This window comes from Streptomyces spiralis, assembly GCF_014654675.1.
Taxonomy (GTDB): Bacteria; Actinomycetota; Actinomycetes; order Streptomycetales; family Streptomycetaceae; genus Streptomyces; species Streptomyces spiralis.
The window spans coordinates 63,649-81,832 of the sequence record NZ_BNBC01000004.1; the positions used below are offsets into that span (position 1 = coordinate 63,649).

Annotated in this window: 18 protein-coding genes; 10 read left to right on the top strand and 8 right to left on the bottom strand. The window is 73.4% G+C overall.

Going from position 1 to position 18,184, the window contains the following annotated elements; genetic code table 11:
- The first annotated feature begins 77 nt into the window (after positions 1-77).
- Positions 78-866, top strand: coding sequence for an acyltransferase (locus IE318_RS06140; protein WP_189897316.1), 789 nt, complete (start codon positions 78-80; stop codon positions 864-866).
- Positions 867-876: 10 nt separating this feature from the next.
- Here the strand turns inward: IE318_RS06140 and IE318_RS06145 are convergent, their stop codons facing one another.
- A complete protein-coding gene (locus IE318_RS06145; RefSeq protein ID WP_189897319.1) occupies positions 877-1,734 on the bottom strand; it encodes a DMT family transporter in 858 nt (285 codons plus the stop codon).
- Positions 1,735-1,827: 93 nt separating this feature from the next.
- Between IE318_RS06145 and IE318_RS06150 the strand changes: the two genes are divergently transcribed.
- Entirely contained in the window at positions 1,828-2,400 is a 573-nt protein-coding gene (locus IE318_RS06150) for a helix-turn-helix domain-containing protein (RefSeq protein ID WP_189897322.1), read from the top strand.
- Positions 2,401-2,443: 43 nt separating this feature from the next.
- Complete coding sequence (locus IE318_RS06155; RefSeq protein WP_189897325.1) at positions 2,444-2,998, top strand: YbaK/EbsC family protein; 555 nt, start codon at positions 2,444-2,446, stop codon at positions 2,996-2,998.
- Between the two features lie 30 nt (positions 2,999-3,028).
- On the opposite strand, the gene IE318_RS06160 is transcribed toward IE318_RS06155, so the two are convergent.
- Positions 3,029-4,120, bottom strand: coding sequence for a cation diffusion facilitator family transporter (locus tag IE318_RS06160; protein ID WP_189897327.1), 1,092 nt, complete (start codon positions 4,118-4,120; stop codon positions 3,029-3,031).
- Positions 4,121-4,182: 62 nt separating this feature from the next.
- Here IE318_RS06160 and IE318_RS06165 point away from each other — a divergent pair, with 62 nt between their 5' ends.
- Entirely contained in the window at positions 4,183-4,542 is a 360-nt protein-coding gene (locus IE318_RS06165; RefSeq protein WP_189897329.1) for an ArsR/SmtB family transcription factor, read from the top strand.
- A gap of 95 nt (positions 4,543-4,637) precedes the next feature.
- Here the strand turns inward: IE318_RS06165 and IE318_RS06170 are convergent, their stop codons facing one another.
- The 3 genes from IE318_RS06170 to IE318_RS06180 all read right to left on the bottom strand — a co-directional run bounded on the left by IE318_RS06170 (position 4,638) and on the right by IE318_RS06180 (position 8,218).
- Positions 4,638-5,861 carry a 4-hydroxybenzoate 3-monooxygenase gene (locus tag IE318_RS06170; RefSeq protein WP_189897332.1) on the bottom strand — a complete coding sequence of 408 codons (1,224 nt, stop codon included), beginning with the start codon at positions 5,859-5,861 and terminating at the stop codon, positions 4,638-4,640.
- A gap of 108 nt (positions 5,862-5,969) precedes the next feature.
- Positions 5,970-7,607 (bottom strand): APC family permease, encoded by a 1,638-nt coding sequence (locus tag IE318_RS06175; protein WP_030177689.1) that lies wholly within the window; start codon positions 7,605-7,607, stop codon positions 5,970-5,972.
- A 203-nt stretch (positions 7,608-7,810) separates the two neighbouring features.
- A complete protein-coding gene (locus IE318_RS06180) occupies positions 7,811-8,218 on the bottom strand; it encodes a CoA-binding protein (protein WP_030177691.1) in 408 nt (135 codons plus the stop codon).
- 149 nt (positions 8,219-8,367) lie between these two features.
- On the opposite strand from IE318_RS06180, the gene IE318_RS06185 reads away from it, so the two are divergent.
- From IE318_RS06185 to IE318_RS06205, 5 genes are all read left to right on the top strand, one after another.
- On the top strand, positions 8,368-9,099 hold the full coding sequence (locus IE318_RS06185) for a hypothetical protein (RefSeq protein ID WP_189897334.1): 732 nt from the start codon (positions 8,368-8,370) through the stop codon (positions 9,097-9,099).
- Positions 9,096-9,644, top strand: coding sequence for a SixA phosphatase family protein (locus tag IE318_RS06190; protein ID WP_030177695.1), 549 nt, complete (start codon positions 9,096-9,098; stop codon positions 9,642-9,644). Before IE318_RS06185 ends, IE318_RS06190 begins: the two co-directional genes overlap by 4 nt.
- Before the next feature lie 81 nt (positions 9,645-9,725).
- The gene (locus tag IE318_RS06195) at positions 9,726-10,352 is read left to right on the top strand and encodes a YigZ family protein (protein ID WP_189897335.1); all 627 of its coding nucleotides are present in this window, start codon (positions 9,726-9,728) and stop codon (positions 10,350-10,352) included.
- Positions 10,353-10,458: 106 nt separating this feature from the next.
- A complete protein-coding gene (locus IE318_RS06200) occupies positions 10,459-11,622 on the top strand; it encodes an exonuclease SbcCD subunit D (RefSeq protein WP_189897337.1) in 1,164 nt (387 codons plus the stop codon).
- Positions 11,619-14,615, top strand: a complete 2,997-nt coding sequence (locus IE318_RS06205; protein WP_189897340.1) for an AAA family ATPase — start codon at positions 11,619-11,621, stop codon at positions 14,613-14,615. Before IE318_RS06200 ends, IE318_RS06205 begins: the two co-directional genes overlap by 4 nt.
- Positions 14,616-14,664: 49 nt before the next feature.
- Here IE318_RS06205 and IE318_RS06210 read toward each other — a convergent pair whose 3' ends face one another.
- On the bottom strand, positions 14,665-15,117 hold the full coding sequence (locus IE318_RS06210; protein WP_030177700.1) for an Lrp/AsnC family transcriptional regulator: 453 nt from the start codon (positions 15,115-15,117) through the stop codon (positions 14,665-14,667).
- A gap of 124 nt (positions 15,118-15,241) precedes the next feature.
- Here IE318_RS06210 and IE318_RS06215 point away from each other — a divergent pair, with 124 nt between their 5' ends.
- Entirely contained in the window at positions 15,242-15,745 is a 504-nt protein-coding gene (locus IE318_RS06215) for a rhodanese-like domain-containing protein (RefSeq protein ID WP_030177702.1), read from the top strand.
- Positions 15,746-15,919: 174 nt separating this feature from the next.
- Here IE318_RS06215 and IE318_RS06220 read toward each other — a convergent pair whose 3' ends face one another.
- Together IE318_RS06220 and IE318_RS06225 are read right to left on the bottom strand one after the other, a co-directional pair.
- Positions 15,920-17,611 (bottom strand): DUF885 domain-containing protein, encoded by a 1,692-nt coding sequence (locus IE318_RS06220; protein ID WP_189897342.1) that lies wholly within the window; start codon positions 17,609-17,611, stop codon positions 15,920-15,922.
- A 33-nt stretch (positions 17,612-17,644) separates the two neighbouring features.
- Entirely contained in the window at positions 17,645-18,154 is a 510-nt protein-coding gene (locus tag IE318_RS06225) for an Lrp/AsnC family transcriptional regulator (protein ID WP_189897345.1), read from the bottom strand.
- Between the last annotated feature and the right edge of the window lie 30 nt (positions 18,155-18,184).

An 18,184-nucleotide genomic window follows, 5' to 3' on the forward strand; every position in this document is an offset into this window, starting at 1 on the left:
CCGTACGTCATCCGGTGGGGTGAAGATCACAGGCGTCCGGTCCCATGGGGGCGGCACGGCCTGAGTACGGTGAGCGGGTGCCCAAGCGCAAGAACACGTTCTCATCATGGCGGCGCCGCCTCGCGCAGCGCGCCGTCCACGCGGGCTGGGCCTGGGTGCAGCGCACGGGCTCCGTCACGGCGGAACACCCCGGTCGCTTCCGCTTCGGCGCGATGGGAACAGGTACCAGACTGGCCTTCCCGCTCGGCACGGTCTTCGGTGAACCGTGGATCCATCTCGGCGCGCACTGCATCGTCGGGGAGCAGGTCACGCTGACGGCCGGTCTGATGCCCGACCTCGACCTCGGGCCGGACCCGATCCTGCACATCGGCGACGGAGTCGTCCTCGGCCGCGGCAGCCATGTCATCGCCGACACGACGGTCACCATCGGCAGCGACTGCTACTTCGGGCCGTACGTCTACGTCACCTCCACCAACCACTCCTACGACGACCCGCACCAGCCCATCGGCAAGCAGTGGCCGCGGATGGAGCCGGTGGAGATCGGGCCCGGGTGCTGGATCGGCACCGGGGTGGTGATCCTGCCCGGGGCCCGGATCGGGCGGAACGTGGTGGTCGCCGCCGGTGCAGTGGTGCGCGGCGAGGTGCCCGACCACGCCGTGGTCGCGGGGGCACCCGCCCGGGTCGTACGCCGGTGGACGCCCGCCGACGGCTGGCAGCCGCCACTGCGGACACCGGCACCCGTGCCGATACCGGAGGGTGTGACCCCGGAACAGCTGGCGGCGCTGGCGGACCTGGACCCGGAGAGCGTGGCCGGGCTCGCGCAGCTGGGCGGTGTGGAGGACTCCGGTTCCTCGGCCAGGCCCTAGGGGTCGTCTCTCACCCCGTCGCCAGCAGCAGCGTCCCCACCAGCGCCAGACCCGCTCCGGCCGCCTGGACGGCCCGCAGCCGTTCACTGAGGAAGCCGCGGGCGGCCAGCGCGGTCACCACCGGGTACAGGGAGGCGAGCACGGCGGCCACGGTGACCGGGCCGTGCTGGGCGGCGACCGAGTACGTGCCGTTGGCGGCCACGTCCGCGAGACCGACGAAGGCGAGTGCCGGCAGGGCACCCCAGGGGAATCCGGCCTCCGGCAGCACGGCCCCGCCCCGCCGTGCGGAGAGGTACAGCGCGGCCCCGCCCGTGGCCACGTTGGTCACTCGCTGCACGAACAGCGCGAGGAAGAGCCCGGTGACCGTGGTCGACGCCTCGGCGATCAGCGCGAACACCGTGCCGAAGCCGAGGGCGGCGACGAGCGTCAGCCAGATCGTGCGCCGCTGCACGGCCGCGCCTCCCATCTGCGGCCCGCCCGCGAGCATCACACCGGTGACGGCGACCGCGATGCCCGCGACCTGGAGCAGTCCCGGCCGCTCGCCGAGGACCAGGCCGACCCCGATGGGGACGGCCACGCTCAGGGTGGCGAGCGGCGAGACCACGCCCATCGGGCCGAGGGCCAGCGCCTTGTAGAACGAGAGCATCGCCACCGGCCCGACCAGGCCCGCGGCGAAGGCGAACCACAGCCGCGGCCCGGCCTCGCTCCAGCCGCCGGTGGCGACCACGATCGCGCCCAGCACCGCCGCCGCGATCGCCTGGGAGACCACGACCACGGTCAGCGCCGGGTTGCGTCGCGTGAGCAGTCCGCCGCCGAAGTCGGCCAGGCCCCACAGAAGGCTGGTGGCCAGGGCGAAGAATGCTGTCACGGGACGCCTCGCAGTACAGTTCGGTGAACGATCGGGTGCACCCCATCGTAGTTCAGTGAAGTGAACTATGTCATCAAGAATATTGGACGGAATGTGTCGGACCTCGAACTGCTGACCCAGTCCCTGGCGCGCAACGTCAAGCGCTGGCGCACCGAGCGCGGCTTCACGCTGGACACGCTCGCCGCCCGTTCGGGAGTCAGCCGCGGCATGCTCATCCAGATCGAGCAGGCCCGCACCAACCCCAGCCTCGGCACCGTCGTCAAGATCGGTGACGCGCTCGGCGTCAGCATCACCACCCTGCTCGACTACGAGCAGGGCCCGAAGGTCCGCATCGTCCCCGCCGAGCAGGCCGTCCGGCTCTGGCACACCGACGCCGGCAGCTACAACCGGCTGCTGGCGGGCGTCGAGGCGCCGGGCCCGCTGGAGATGTGGGAGTGGCGCCTGATGCCGGGGGAGCGCAGCGCCTCCGACCCCCACCCGGCCGGCACGGTCGAACTGGTCCACGTCACGGCGGGGGAACTGACGCTCACCGTGGACGGGGCGGAGTACCGCGTGCCCGAGGGCGCGAGCGCGTCCTTCGAGGCCAACACGCCGCACACGTATGCCAACGAGGGTGCCGTGCCCATGGAGATGGTGATGGCCGTGTCGGTGCCGCCCGTGCACTGAGACACCCCCGCGGTGCGCGCCGGGCGGCTGTTACCGTGCGCTCATGCGCGCACCCATCGGAGACTTCGACCGGGCCGTCCCCGCGCCCGACTGCCTCGACGAACTGGTCCGCCCGGTCGCCGACGCCCTACGCCACTGGCGCGGCAGCGTCCCCGCCGACCAGATCGTCTACGTCGAGACCGACCCGCAGTGGGCCGACACGGCGGTCTTCGTCGAGCACTACGGCCAGGACCTGCTGGAGCGGTCCGCGAACTGCGTGGTGGTGGCCGGCAAGCGCGGCGGCGAGAGCCGGCTGGCCGCGTGTGTGGCCCTGTCGACGACCCGCGTCGACGTCAACGGCGTCGTACGCCGCCATCTCGACGCCCGCAAGGCCTCCTTCGCGTCGATGGACGTGGCCACGGGGGAGACCGGCATGGAGTACGGCGGCATCACCCCGATCGGACTGCCCGAGGGCTGGCCGGTACTGATCGACTCCGCCGTCGTCGACCTCCCGTACGTCCTGGTCGGCAGCGGCCGCCGCCGCGGCAAGCTCCTCGTCCCGGGCAAGGCCTTCGCGGAACTCCCGGGCGCGGTGGTGCTGGACGGTCTCGGCGCCTGACACCTGATCAGGGGCCCGAGCCACGCATGCTCAGGGCGATGCGTGGTGGGCGAGGGTGAGGTGGGGGTCGGATTCGCCCGCGGTGGGGGCGGGGTCGGCGTGGACCAGGGCCGCGGTGAGCCTCGGGACGGTGTGCAGCAGGGCGTGTTCGGCGTCGACGGCGACCGCGTGGGCCTGGCGCAGGGTCGCCTCGCCGTCCACCACCACCGCGACCTCCGCCCGCAGCCGGTGCCCGATCCAGCGCAGCCGCAGCTCGCCCACGGCGTGCACCCCGGGCACCTGGCGCAGGGCCCGCTCGGCGCGGTCCACGAGGGCCGGGTCGACGGCGTCCATCATCCGTCGGAACACCTCGCGCGCCGCGTCGCGCAGCACCAGCGCGATCGCCGCCGTGATCGCCAGCCCCACGATCGGGTCGGCCGACTGCCACCCCAGGGCCGCGCCGCCCGCGCCCAGCAGCACGGCGAGCGAGGTGAAGCCGTCCGTTCGGGCGTGCAGTCCGTCGGCGACGAGTGCGGCCGAACCGATCGCCCGGCCCACCCGGATCCGGTAGCGGGCCACCCACTCGTTGCCCGCGAACCCGACCAGGGCCGCCACGGCCACCGCCGGGAGATGCTGCACGGGACGCGGATCGACGAGCCGTTCGACCGCCGCCCACGCCGCGAACACCGCCGACGCCGCGATCGTCAGCACGATCACCAGACCGGCCAGGTCCTCGGCGCGCCCGTAACCGTAGGTGAAGCGGCGCGTCGCGGCCCTGCGGCCCAGCACGAAGGCGATGCCCAACGGCACGGCGGTCAGGGCGTCCGCCGCGTTGTGCACCGTGTCGCCGAGCAGGGCGACCGAGCCGGAACCCACCACCACCAGCGCCTGGACGAGCGCGGTCGCACCCAGCACGGCCAGCGAGACCCACAGGGCCCGCATGCCGCGCGCCGAGGACTCCAGTGCGGAGTCGAGCTTGTCCGCGGTCTCGTGGGAGTGGGGCGTCAGGACGTGCTGCAGGCGGTGCCGGAGGGACGCCGACGCGTGGGAGTGGGGGTGAGGGTGCGCATGATCACGGCTGTGGTCGTGGTGGTGACTGTGGCCGTGGCCGTCGTGGTCGTGGGGGTGGTGCCGGTCGCTCACGTCGTTCCCCTTCCGGTGCGCGGGAGGTGGACGCCAGGCGCCCACGACGCCATTATGTGCGTATGAGCGCACGCATGCACCTATCACCTGCGCACCATGCGCACCCGCACACCCCGGGCGAGGAACAGGTCGCGCTCGCCGCCGAACTGCTCGCCCTGCTCGGCGACCGCACCCGGCTCACCCTGCTGCACGCACTGACCTCGGGCGAGGCCGATGTCACCACGCTCACCGAGGCGTGCGGCGCCGCCCGCCCCGCCGTCAGCCAGCACCTGGCGCGGCTGCGGCTGGCCGGGCTCGTGGCCACCCGCAAGGAGGGCCGCCGGGTGATCTACTCCCTGCACGACGGCCATCTGCGCCGGCTGGTCGCCGAGGCGCTGAACGTGGCCGACCACCGGCTCGGCGACCGGCCGCTCCACGACTGACCCGCGTGCCTCGCGACGGGCATGTCTCGCAACCCGCGTGCCTCGCGACCGTCAACCGGTGACCGGTGACCGGTCACCGGCCCCGGTGTCCGTCCTCAGAAGTGGCCCGCCGCGCCGAGGTACTGCTCGGCGAAGGCGGCCGCCGCGGCCGGCGAGGTGAACAGACGGCGCAGCCGGGCGAGTGTGGTGCCCGCGTGGAACGGATCACCCGACGCGGTGCCGTGATAGACGTCGGAGAGCCACTGGGAGAATTCCTGGTAGTCCCACACGCGCCGCAGGCACGCCGCCGAGTAGCCGGCCAGGCCGCCCTCGTCGCCGCCGGTCATGTATGCGGCGAGCGCGTCACCGAGCAGGAAGGCGTCGTGCAGGGCGAGGTTCATGCCCTTCGCCGCGATGGGCGCCGTCAGATGTGCCGCGTCACCGGCCAGGAACAGCCGGCCGGAGGCCATCGGCTCCACGACGTAGTCGTGCATGTCGAGCACCCGCTGCTCCAGCAGCCGGCCCTCGGTGAGCGGCGGGGCGTCCGCCGCGGCGAGCCGTTGCCGCAGCTCGGCCCAGACGCGCTCGTGCGGCCAGTTCTCCGGGTCGTCGCCGGGCGGGCACTGAAGGTAGTAGCGGGTCACGTCCGCGCTGCGGGCCATGTGCCCGGCGAAGCCGCGCGGGTGGACGCCGAAGAGCACGCAGTCGGAGGACGGCGGTGCCTCGGCGAGCAGCGCCAGCCAGCCGATGCCGTAGTCGTGCCGGGCGATCCGGGCGCGCTCCGGGACGAGCGCGGACCGGCTCACCCCGCGGGCCCCGTCGCATCCGGCGACGAAGTCGCAGTGGATCACCCGTCGTCGCCCCGTCTCGGGGCAGAGGTACGACACCGACGGCCGGTCCGTGTCGGTGTCGTGCAGCGTCACGTCCCGCACGCCGAAGCGGATCTCGCCGCCCCGGACGTCGGCGTACTCGCGCACCAGGTCCGTCACGAGCAGCGGTTGCGGGTACACGAAGTGGTGATGGCCCGTCAGGTCCGTGTAGGGGAAGCGGTGGCCGACGCCGTCGAAGCGGAACTCGCAGGTGGTGTGCCGTCCGGCCCGCTCGAGCAGGTTCGCGGCCAGGCCATGGCGTTCCAGAGCGCGTACGGCCCACTCCTCCAGGACCCCGGCACGGGGCCGCTGTTCGATGAACCGCCGGGACTCGGTCTCCAGGACCAGGCAGTCGACGGAGGCGGCCCGCAAAATGTTGGCGACGGTGAGTCCCGCCGGTCCGGCGCCGACGACGACGACCGGAAAGCGTTCGCGGGAAGGGGAGTTGGGGTGGGGGGAGGGCTGAGTCACCCGGGCATTATGACGGTGTCCCGTCAGGCACGCCCCGGTGGTGGGGGCGCGGCCGACGGGACACCGTACGGGATCGGGATCGGGAGCGGGATCGAGGTGTGACCGTGGTCAGTGCGCGGGCGCGTCGGTGACCACGACCTCCTCGATGCTGCGCTCGATCTCCTCGGACCGGGACGCGGTGGCCTTCGCCCAGTAGTAGATGCCCAACGAGAAGGCCGCGACGACGGCCATGTCCCACCACAGCCCGATGTGACCCTGGCCGCCGAAGCCGCCCTGCCACGAGATCAGGCCCATGCCGAGCAGATAGCCGGGCAGCCACTGGGCGGCCTTGAAGTCCAGCCGGGGCGCGTCGGGGAGCTGCTTGTTGGTGGCGTACCAGGCGTAGCCGCCGAGCAGCAGGTAGCCGAGGACGATCGCGATGCCGAGCCGCCACAGCGTGTCCCAGCCGGCCCAGTAGATGATGAGGTTGGCGACCACGAAGGACAGCGGCGAGATCACCTTGCCCGCGGGCAGGCGGTAGGGCCGCTCGTGGTGCGGCAGCCGGTCGGCGAACACGCCGTAGGCCAGCGGTGCGCCGGCGTACATCAGCACGCTCGCCGAGGTGATGAAGCCGACCAGCTCCTGCCAGCTGGGGAAGGGCAGGAAGCAGACCACGCCGGTCACGAAGGAGATGGCGAGGCCGAACCACGGCACACCGCGCGCGTCGATCCGCTCGAAGAGCTTGGGCGCGTAGCCGTTCTTCGCCAGGCCGTAGGAGACCCGGGAGGTGGCGGTGACGTAGATCAGGCCGGTGCCGCCGGGGGAGATGACCGCGTCGATGTAGAGCACGACGCTCAGCCAGCCGAGGCCCACCAGGGTGGCAACGCCCGCCCAGGGGCCGCTGATGCCGGGGAAGTCCAGCTTGGCCCAGCCGTGCGCGAAGGAGCCGAGCGGCAGCGCGCCGATGAACACGACCTGGAGCAGGACGTAGATGGTCGCGCCGATGGCGACCGAGCCGAGAGTGGCGCGCGGCAGGTCGCGCTTGGGGTTGCGGCTCTCGCCGGCCAGCTGGATCGCCTGCTCGAAGCCCAGCAGGGCGAAGATGATGCCGCTGGAGCTGATGGCGCCCAGCACGCCCTTGGCGCCGAACGGGGCGAAGCCCTGGGCGGTGAAGTTGTGCGGGTGGAAGTTGCCCACCGCGATGATGAAGATCGTGGCCAGCGGTACGGCGATCTTCCACCAGGTGGCGGCGCTGTTGGTGTGGGCCAGCACGCGCACACCCAGGAAGTTGACCACGACGAACACGGCCATCAGCACCACGGCGACGAGGAAACCGCTGGTCGTCAGGGTGCCGTCGGTGTGCTGCAGGCCCTGGGCGAAGTGCCAGTGACCGGCGTAACCGATCATCGCCTCGACCTCGATCGGGGCCACGGTGGCCGCCTGCAGCCAGGAGAACCAGCCGAAGGACATGCCGGCCAGGCCGCCGAAGGCGTAGTGCGGGTAGCGGGCCGTGCCGCCCGCCACCGGGAACATGCCGCCCAGCTCCGCGTGCACGAGCGCCAGCAGCACGATCGCCACGGTGCCGATCAGCCAGGAGATGATCGCGGCGGGGCCGGCCGTCACCACGGCCTTCTCGGCGCCGTAGAGCCAGCCGGAGCCGATGATGGAACCGACCGAGGCCCACATCAGACCGATCAGACCGACGTCACGCCGGAGACCGGTCTGGTCCCGGGTGACGTCGGCGGTTACATGGTCGAGTTTCGCCATGTCAAGGGGCCTTTCACTATCTGAACACCGAATTAACGCCCGACGGCGGCTCAGAGTAGGAATGCTTGCCCCCTCTGCAGAAGGTCGTCGCCCTAAATTTGACTCTTCCAAGGGTGCTTCTTTGGTGCGCCCTTTACCCAGGTCAACGGCCATCGCAGAATGTTGCTATTCAGTTTCGAAATGTCGGAAGAGCTTGTCACAAGCTAGTTCAGGCGCGGAATTTCGATCGCGGGGCAGCGATCCATGACCATCTCCAGGCCCGCGGCCCGGGTCCGCTCATAGGCGGCCTCGTCGACGACGCCGAGCTGGAACCACACCGCCTTGGCGCCCTTGGCGACCGCCTCGTCGGCGACCGGGCCGGCCAGGTCGCTGTTGACGAAGACGTCCACCACGTCCACGTCGAAGGGGATGTCCGCGAGGGAGGCGTAGCCCTGCTCGCCGTGCACGGTCTCCGCCTTGGGGTGCACCGGGACGACCTTCTTGCCGAACCGCTGCAGCACCTGCGCCACGCCGTACGCGGCACGGTCGCGGTTGTTCGACAGGCCCACGACGGCCCAGGTGTCACCGAGTTCGGTCAGGATCTTGCGGACCGTCGCCGCATCGCCGTACACCACAGGTCTCCTCGCGTCCGGGGGAAGGTTGCCGACTGCGCCAACAGTGCCCCTGGTCGGTCGATTCCCCGATCGGCCGAACGCGGCACTCTGTCCGGAATGTGGGCCGCAGGCCTGCGCGCGGCCGGTCGGGGGCCTACGCTCGGGCCGTGCTGCGCATCATCGACGCCCGAACCGGCGAGCCCATGGACGCCGCCCCCGCTCGCCGCGGCCTGACCCGCATCGAGGTGCACGCGTCCGGCTTCGACGCCTCGGGGCTGCGAGTGCTCCTCGTCGCCGACCTGCTCGTCCGCGCCCTGGAGCTGGGCGGCACACCGGTGTGGGCCCTGCTGACCGGCGAGCGCGAGCAGGCGGAGCTGCGGGCGGCCGGCGCGGCCCTCGGCATCCGGCCCTTCGAGGACAGCCGCGGTCTGGGCGCCGCCCTGGGCGAGGCACAGGTCGTGCACGTGGCCGGTGAGGCCGAGGAGACCGCACCCGAGGGCGTCCGGCTCGCCGTCGCATCCGTCGACGCGGCCGTTCCCCTCGCCCCGGCGGCCGACAGCGACCCCGCCACCTGGCGCCTCGCCCTGCTCGCCCGCCGCCGCACCCTGCCCCTGCGGCTCGATGCCGACACACTGGACGAGGCCGGCCGGACCCTCGCCCGCTGGCGTGGCGCGGTCGCCCTCTGGGCGCGGCAGCCCTCGCGGCCCGTCCCCGACGACGTGCGCGGACGGCTGCGCGGAAGTTGGGAGGACGACCTGGACATCCCCGCGACGCTCCGGGTGCTGGAGTGGGTCGAGACCCGGCCGGACCTGGCGGACGGCGCCCGCTTCGAGACGTACGCCTACGCGGACCGCCTGCTCGGCCTGGACCTCACCCGCGACGTCGGGCGGGCGCCATGAGTACGCGCGCGGGAGCCGGCCCGCTGCGCCGCCTGGTGGTCCTGCGGCACGCCAAGTCCGCCCGGCCCGAGGGCGTCACCGACCACGACCGCCCGCTCGCGCCGCGCGGCCGCCGGGATGCCCCCGCCGCGGGCCGCGCGCTCGCCGCGTCCGACTGCCTGCCGGACCTCGCGCTGTGCTCCACGGCCCTGCGGGCCCGCCGGACCTGGGAACTGGCCTCCGCCGAGTGGGGCACCCCACCGCCGGTGCGTCTCGACCCGCGGCTGTACGCCGCCGACGTCCCCACTCTGCTGGAGGCCGTGCGCGAGACGCCGCCGCAGGTGGAGACGCTGCTGCTGATCGGGCACAACCCGGGCCTGGAGGAACTGGTCCTCCATCTCGCCGGGGAGGGCCTGGACGACACACTGGAACGGCTCCGGGTGAAGTTCCCCACCTCCGCGATCGCCGTGCTCGCCTGGCACGGCACCGGCTGGCACGCGCTCGCCCCCGGCACCGCCCTGCTGACGGAGCTGACCGTGCCGCGGGGCACGAAGGGCAGGTCCTAGGGTCGCCGCTCCCGGGCCCCACCTCCCGGACCGGCCGGGACGGGGGCCGCTGGGCGCCGGAGGAGGCCCTAGGCTGGCCGGATGCAGGACGAGTACCGCACAGTCGCCCGCCCGGGCGTGCACGAGACCGAGGTCAACCGCTCCCGTTTCCTGTGCGCGCTCGCCCCGGCGGCCACCGAGCAGGAGGCCCAGGACTTCATCGCGGCCGTCCGCAAGGAGCACGCGGACGCCACGCACAACTGCTGGGCCTACGTCATCGGCGCCGACGCCGGCGTCCAGAAGGCCAGCGACGACGGGGAACCCGGCGGCACCGCCGGGGTGCCCATGCTCCAGATGCTGCTGCGCCGCGACATGCGCTACGTCGTCGCCGTCGTCACCCGCTACTACGGCGGCGTCAAGCTCGGCGCGGGCGGCCTCATCCGCGCCTACGGCGGAGCGGTCGGCGAGGCGCTGGACGTGCTCGGCACCCTGACGCGCCGGCGCTTCCGCCTCGCCACGGTGACCGTCGACCACCAGCGCGCCGGCAAGGTGCAGAACGACCTCAGATCGACCGGGCGGGAGGTGCGGGACGTGCGCTACGGCGAGGCGGTCACGATCGAGATCGGCCTGCCGGACGCCGACGTGGACGCCTTCCGGGCCTGGCTCGCCGATGTGACGGCGGGCACCGCCGGTTTCGAACTCGGCGGAGAGGCCTACAGCGATGCGTGACGAAACGGGCATTTCATCAGTAACAGTCCCGTACTTGACTGCCCATGACGGCTGATACGGGAGTAACCGCCCGTGTTGTCGGACCCTGCCGTTAGTCTCGGGGATCATGAGGCTGCTGCACACGTCCGACTGGCACCTGGGCCGGTCCTTCCACCGGGTGAGCATGCTCGAGGCCCAGGCCGCGTTCATCGGCCACCTGGTGGCGACCGTGCGTGAGCACGACGTCGAGGCGGTGGTCGTGTCGGGGGACGTGTACGACCGCGCGGTGCCCCCGCTGGCCGCCGTCGAGCTGTTCGACGACGCCCTGCACCGCCTCGCCGCCCTGGGCGTGCCCACCGTGATGATCTCCGGCAACCACGACTCCGCCCGCCGGCTCGGCGTCGGCGCGGGGCTCATCGACCGCGCAGGCATCCATCTGCGTACCGAGCCCGCGGCGTGCGCCACACCCGTGGTGCTGGCCGACGCCCACGGCGACGTCGCCTTCTACGGCCTGCCGTATCTGGAACCGGCCCTGGTCAAGGACCACTTCGGGGTCGAGAAGGCGGGGCACGAGGCCGTGCTCGCCGCCGCCATGGAACGAATCCGCGCCGACCTCGCCACGCGCGCGCCCGGCACCCGCTCCGTCGTCCTCGCGCACGCCTTCGTCACCGGCGGCGAGGCCAGCGACAGCGAGCGGGACATCACCGTCGGCGGGGTCGCCGCCGTCCCCGCGGGCGTCTTCGACGGCGTCGACTACGCCGCCCTGGGACATCTGCACGGCTGCCAGACCATCACCGAGCGCGTGCGCTACTCCGGGTCCCCGCTGCCGTACTCCTTCTCGGAGGCCGACCACCACAAGAGCATGTGGCTCGTCGACCTCGACGCCGACGGCCGGGTCACCGCCGAGCGGGTCGGCTGCCCGGTCCCGCGCCCGCTGGCCCGGATCCGGGGCACGCTGGAGGAACTGCTCGCCGACCCCGGCCTCGCCCGCCACCAGGACGCCTGGGTCGAGGCCACGCTCACCGATCCGGTCCGCCCGGCCGACCCGATGGCCCGCCTCACCGAGCGCTTCCCGCACGCCCTCAGCCTCGTGTTCGACCCCGAGCGCGCCCCCGGCGACCCGGACGTGTCCTACGCCCGCCGGCTCGCGGACCGCAGCGACCAGCAGATCGCCGAGGACTTCGTCGCCCATGTGCGCGGCGCGGGACCCGACGCACACGAACGGACCGTGCTGCGCGAGGCCTTCGACGCCGTACGCGCCGACGAGGCGGAACGAGAGGTGGCACGGTGAGGCTGCACCGGCTCGACATCACCGCCTTCGGACCGTTCGGGGGTTCCCGGAGCATCGACTTCGACGCCCTGTCGGCCGCCGGACTGTTCCTGCTGCACGGACCGACCGGGGCCGGCAAGACGTCCGTCCTGGACGCCGTGTGCTACGCCCTGTACGGCTCGGTGCCCGGCGCACGGCAGGGCAGCGGGCAGGGGATCACCCTGCGCAGCGACCACGCCGCCGAGGGCACCCGTACCGAGGTCACCCTCGACCTCACCGTTGCCGGACGCCGCCTGGAGATCACCCGGCAGCCGCCCTGGGCACGCCCGAAGCGGCGCGGCACCGGCACCACCGTCGACAAGGCGCAGACCTGGCTGCGCGAGTACGACGCGGCGACGGGCGCCTGGAAGGATCTCAGCCGCTCCCACCAGGAGATAGGCGAGGAGATCACCCAGCTGCTCGGCATGAGCCGCGAACAGTTCTGCCAGGTCGTGCTGTTGCCGCAGGGCGACTTCGCCCGCTTCCTGCGCGCCGACGCCGAGGCCCGCGGCAAGCTGCTCGGGCGCCTGTTCGACACGCACCGCTTCGCCGAGGTGGAAAAGCGCCTCGCCGAGCGCCGGCGCGCCACCGAGGCCCAGGTCCGCGAGGGCGACGCCGCGCTGCTGGCCGACGCGCACCGCATGCAGCAGGCGGCCGGCGACACCATGGAGCTGCCCGAGCTGGCCCCCGGCGAGCCGGGACTGGCCGAGGCCGTGCTGACCGCCGCCGCCGTCGCCCGCAGCACCGCGCGCGAGCAGCTGACCGTCGCCCACTGCCGGCTCACGGCCGCCGAGGCCGCCCACGCCGCCGCCGAGCGCGCCCTGCACGACGTACGCGAACTGGCCCGGCTGCAACGCCGGTTCGCCGAGGCGCGCGAGCGCGCCGAGCGCCTCGAGGAAGGGGCCGAGGAGCACCGCCGGACGCAGGAGCGGATGGAACGGGGGCGCAAGGCGCAGACCGTGGCACCGGCGCTGGAGCTGCGGGAGGCCGCCGACGCCGCACACCGGAGGGCGGCCGCCGCCGAGACACACGCGCGTGCGCTGCTGCCCGAGACCTTCGCCGACGCCGGCGCGGCCGGACTGGCCGCCGCGGCCCGCCGGGCCGCCGAGGAACTGGGCGGACTGGAGTCGGCCCGCCGCGCCGAGCGGCGCCTGGCCGACCTCGTCGCCGAGCGCGCGGACGTGGACCGCCAGGAGCGCGCCGACGAGGACGTGCTCCAGGAGGCCGAGGCCTGGCTCGCCGGATGGGAGAACACCCGCGCCGGACTCCAGGCCCGTGTCGAGGCCGCCCAGGAGGCGGCCGGCCGGGCGGACCAGCTCGCCGTGCGACGCGAGGGGGCACAGACCCGGCTCGGCGCGGCCAGGCTGCGCGACCAGCTCATCCGGGACACCGACGAGGAACAGCGGCGCGTCCTCGACTCCGCCGAACACGCGGTGCGCGCCAAGGACCACTGGCTGGACCTGAAAGAGCAGCGGCTGAACGGGATCGCCGCCGAGCTCGCCGCGAACCTCACCGACGGCGAGCCCTGCGCCGTCTGCGGTGCCACCGAGCACCCCGCACCCGCGCGCCGGGTCACCGGGCACGTCGACCGCGAGGCGGAGGAGCGCGCCCTGGCCGCCCTCCAGGACGCCGAGGAGCGGCGCACCGACCACGAGCGCCGGCTCGCCGCGCTGCGCGAGCGACTGGCCGCCGCCACCGCCGAGGCGCGTGACGCACCCACGGCGCAACTCGCCGAAGAGGCCGAGGCGTTGGAGCGGGACCTCACGCGGGCACGCCAGGAGGCCTCCGGGCTGCACGCCGCCCGGGAGGAGCTGCGCCGGGCGGAGCAGGAGCACGAGCGACGGCTCGCCGACCGCCGGCAGGCCGAGGTCAGATCGGCCGCCCGGCTGACCCGCAAGGAGAACCTCGACCGCGAACAGAGCACCCTGGAGGCCGAGCTGGCCGAGGCCAGGGGCGCCGCCGCGAGCGTCGCCGCACGGGCCGCACAACTGGAGCGACAGGTGGCGCTCCTCACCGACGCCGCGGAGGCCGCGCGGGCCGCCGAGGAGAGTGCCGAACGGCTCAAGGACGCCGACGGGCGGCTCGCCGAGGCCGCGTTCCGCGCCGGTTTCGACACCCCGCGGGCCGCGGTCGCCGCACTCCTCGACGACGCCGCCCACCGCGAACTCCAGCACCGCCTCGACGCCCGGCAGGCCGAGGAGGCCGCCGTCCGCGCCGTCCTCGCCGAGGCCGACACCGTGGCCGCCGCCGGGCGCGAGCCGGCCGACCCCACGGCGGCGGAGACCGCCGCCGCCACCGCGGGCCTGCGGCTGCGCGAGGCCGCATCCACCCGGGACGCCGCCGCCCGCCGCTGCGCCGAACTCGACCGGCTGTCCGCGCGCGCGGCCACCGGGGTACGCCGTCTGGCACCCCTGCGTCAGGAGTACGACCGCGTGGCCCGGCTCGCCGCGCTCACGGCGGGCACCTCGGCCGACAACGAGCGCAAGATGCGCCTGGAGTCCTACGTCCTCGCCGCCCGCCTGGAACAGGTGGCCGCCGCCGCGACCGCACGGCTGCAGCGCATGTCGTCCGGCCGCTACACCCTCGTCCATTCCGACGACCGGGCCGGACGCGGCCGCAGCGGCCTCGGGCTGCACGTCGTCGACGCGTGGACGGGGCGCGAGCGGGACACGGCGACCCTGTCGGGCGGGGAGACGTTCTTCGCCTCGCTCGCCCTCGCCCTCGGGCTCGCCGACGTGGTCACCGACGAGGCCGGCGGCGTCCGGCTGGACACCCTCTTCATCGACGAGGGCTTCGGCAGCCTGGACGACCAGACGCTGGACGAGGTGCTGGACGTGCTGGACTCCCTGCGCGAACGCGACCGCAGCGTCGGCATCGTCAGCCATGTCGCCGACCTGCGCCGCCGGATCCACGCCCAGCTGGAGGTCGTCAAGGGCCGGTCGGGCTCGACGGTGCGGCAGCGCGGCGTGGACTGACCCGGCCCCGCCGACCCTCTGCCGGCCCCGCGGCCCCTCCGCCGGCCCCTCAGCCCTCAGCGGCCAGAGGGCGGCGGGGCAGGGGCGAGGAGTACACGATGCTCGTGGTCACCGAGCCCAGCGCGCCGATCCTGCCGGACACCTCCTCCAGGTGGCGCATGGAGCGCGCGGCGACCTTGATGACGAAGCAGTCGTCGCCCGTCACATGGTGCGCCTCCAGGATCTCGGGGGTGGCGGCGACCAGGTCGTGGAAGGGCTTGTAGTTGCCGTTGGGGTAGCGGAGCCGGACGAAGGCCAGGATCGGCATCCCCAGCCGCTCCTGGTCGACCACGGCCGCGTACCCCTGGATGACACCCGCCTCCTCCAGGCGGCGCACCCGTTCGGTGACCGCGCTCGGGGACATCGACACCGCCCGCGCCAGCTCGGCGAAGCTGGCCCGCCCGTCCCGCTGGAGGACGTCGAGAATGCGCCAGTCGGTGGCGTCCGGGGAAAACGCGGTCATGAGCGATGGATACCAGGGGAATCCCCGGCCGATCAAGAGGTGCGCCGGGGATCGCCCCTTCATGGAGATGATCTTCGGCCGTAGATTCTCGGGTGCCGAGACCGCCCATGGAAGGGACCCCACGATGACCGCCGCGCCCACCACCGCCGACAGCACCGCGTTCGCCGCCCACCCGGTGCTGCGGGTCCCGCCCGCGCCGCCGGCCGAGGCCGCCGCCTACTTCCGGGCGAGCCTCGCTTTCCACGCCGACGTGTCCGACGTGGCCGCCGCGCTCGCGGCCGGCGGCGACCCCGGCTTCGTCCTGCTCGACTCCCGCTCCACCGAGGCCTGGGACCAGGGACACATCCCCGGCGCGGTGCATCTGCCGACCGCTCTGATCCCCGAGCAGGCGGAGGCATTGCTCGACAGGTCCGTCCCGGTGGTCACCTACTGCTGGGGCCCGGGCTGCAACGGCGGCACCCGTGCCGCCCTGGCCCTCGCCGAACTCGGCTACCACGTCAAGGAGATGCTCGGCGGCTTCGAGTACTGGGTGCGCGAGGGCTTCGCCTACGAGACATGGCAGGGCGGCGACCGCCGGGCCGCCGACCCGCTGACCGCGCCGGTGGAGGGAGAGGACTGCGGCTGCTGACGCACCGCGGACGGGGACGGGGGCGGGCGACCGAGTCGTGTCGGCCGCTCCCGTTCGGGGCGGGCGGTCGAGCTCGGGCCGCGCGCCGCGGGTCGGGGCGGGCGCCGCGGGTCGGAGGGTGGCCGCTCCTGGTCGGGGCGGGCGACCGGGGGCCGGTCACCCGCCCAGGCCGGTTCACAGCTGCGAGAGTTCGTCCACCAGGTCGTCCAGGCCCAGCGACCCCTGGGACAGGGCCGCCATGTGCCAGGCCTTCGCGTCGAACGCGTCGCCGTGCCGCTTCCTGGCGTTCTCGCGGCCGAGCAGCCAGGCCCGCTCGCCCAGCTTGTAGCCGATCGCCTGGCCGGGCATCGACAGATAGCGGATCAGCTCGCTCGCCACGAAGTCCCGCGGACGGCTGCTGTGCGCGCCGAAGAACTCCTCCGCCAGCTCCGGCGTCCAGCGCTCACCGGGGTGGAAGGGCGAGTCCGCCGGGATGTCCAGCTCCAGGTGCATGCCGATGTCGATGATGACGCGGACCGCCCGCATCATCTGCGCGTCCAGGTAGCCCAGCCGCCGCTCGGGGTCGGTGAGGAAGCCGAGTTCGTCCATCAGGCGTTCCGCGTACAGGGCCCAGCCCTCGGCGTTGGCGCTGACGATGCCCACGGTCGCCTGGTAGCGCGAGAGGTTCTCGGCGACGTGCGCCCACTGGGCGAGTTGCAGGTGGTGGCCGGGGACGCCCTCGTGGTACCAGGTCGAGACCAGGTCGTACGCCGGGAACCGGGTCTGTCCCATGGTCGGCAGCCAGGTGCGGCCCGGCCGCGAGAAGTCGGCGGACGGCGGCGTGTAGTAGGGGGCCGCGGCGCCGCCGGGCGGGGCGATGCGCGACTCCACCCGCCGCACCCGCTCGGCGAGTTCGAAGTGGGTGCCGTCGAGCGCGTCGATCGCCTCGTCCATCAGGCCCTGCAGCCAGGTGCGGACCTCGTCCACACCCTCGATGTGCGCGCCGTGGGTGTCGAGATGCGCGAGCGCCACCCACGGGGTCTCGGCGCCCGGCAGGACCTTCTCGGCCTCCTTCTTCATCTCGGCGAGCAGCCGGTGGAACTCCGACCAGCCGTACGCGTAGGCCTCGTCGAGGTCCAGGTCCGTGCCGTTGAAGTAGCGCGAGAAGCGGGCGTAGCGCTCGCGGCCGACCGTGTCCGGGGTGCCCTCGATCGTCGGCGCGTACACGTCGCGCATCCAGTCGCGCAGCTCGACGATGGCCGCGGTCGCCGCCCGGCCGGCCTCGTCGAGCTCGCCGCGCAGGGACTCGGGACCGGCGGCGGCGAAGTCCTGGAACCAGCCGCGGCCCTGACCGTTCGTGTCCGACCACTCGGTGAGCTGCTCGACGAAGGTCCGGGTCGGCCGCGGGCCCGCGTACAGCTTGCGCTCCAGGCCGAGGGCCAGGGACTCGCGGTAGCCGCGCAGCGCGGCCGGCACGGCGCGCAGCCGCTCGGCGACCGCCGCCCAGTCCTCGTCGGTCTCGGTGGGGGTGATCGTGAAGACTTCGCGTACCGAGTGCACGGGGCTGTGGATGTTGCTCACCGCGCGCAGACCCTCGTCGGCGTCGTGCACGGCGAGTTCCGCGGTGAGCCGCTCGCGCAGCAGGCGCGCGCACCGGCGCTCGATGTCACTGTCCGCGCCGGGCCGGCGCTCGGCCTCCTCCAGGCGGGCCAGCGTGGTGCGCGCCAGCTCCGCCAGCGCCTCCTGGCCCGCGGGCGAGGTGTCGGGCAGCCTGCCCGAACTCTCCTTCACGCCGAGGAAGGTGCCGGTGATCGGGTCGAGGGCGATGAGTTCGTCGACATAGGCGTCGGCGACCTGACGGGGAAGCGCGCTGTTGGTCTCTGACATGGCGACCATCCTCGTACGAGGAGGTGTCCCGCGTCAGCCCGGTTTACCTGCCTCTGGTGTCGTCGTTTCCGCGCCCGGCGGCAGCAGGGGGCCGCAGTCCCACTGCTGGAAGATCAGCCGGGTCTCCACCCGGGCCACCTCCCGCCGTGCCGTGAACTCGTCCAGCACCAGTCGCTGCAGATCCGCCATGTCCGCGACCGCGACATGGACGAGGTAGTCGTCCGGGCCGGTCAGATGGAACACGGACAGCGACTCCGGCAGGGCCCGGATCCGCTCCACGAACGGGCCCACCAGTTCCCGCCGGTGCGGTCTGACCTGCACCGACAGCAGTGCCTGAAGGCCCCGGCCCAGCTTGGCGGGGTCGAGCCGGAGGCGATGGCCGAGGATGACGCCCGAGCGGCGCAGCCGGGTCACCCGGTCCAGACAGGTCGACGGCGCCACCCCGACCTGTGCGGCGAGGTCCCGGTAGGTGGTCCGGGCGTCGTTCTGCAGCAGCCGCAGCAGATGGAGGTCCACCGCGTCCAGTTCGACGGATTCGGCCATGCGCCGAACGTAGCACGGAGTTTCCGGCCG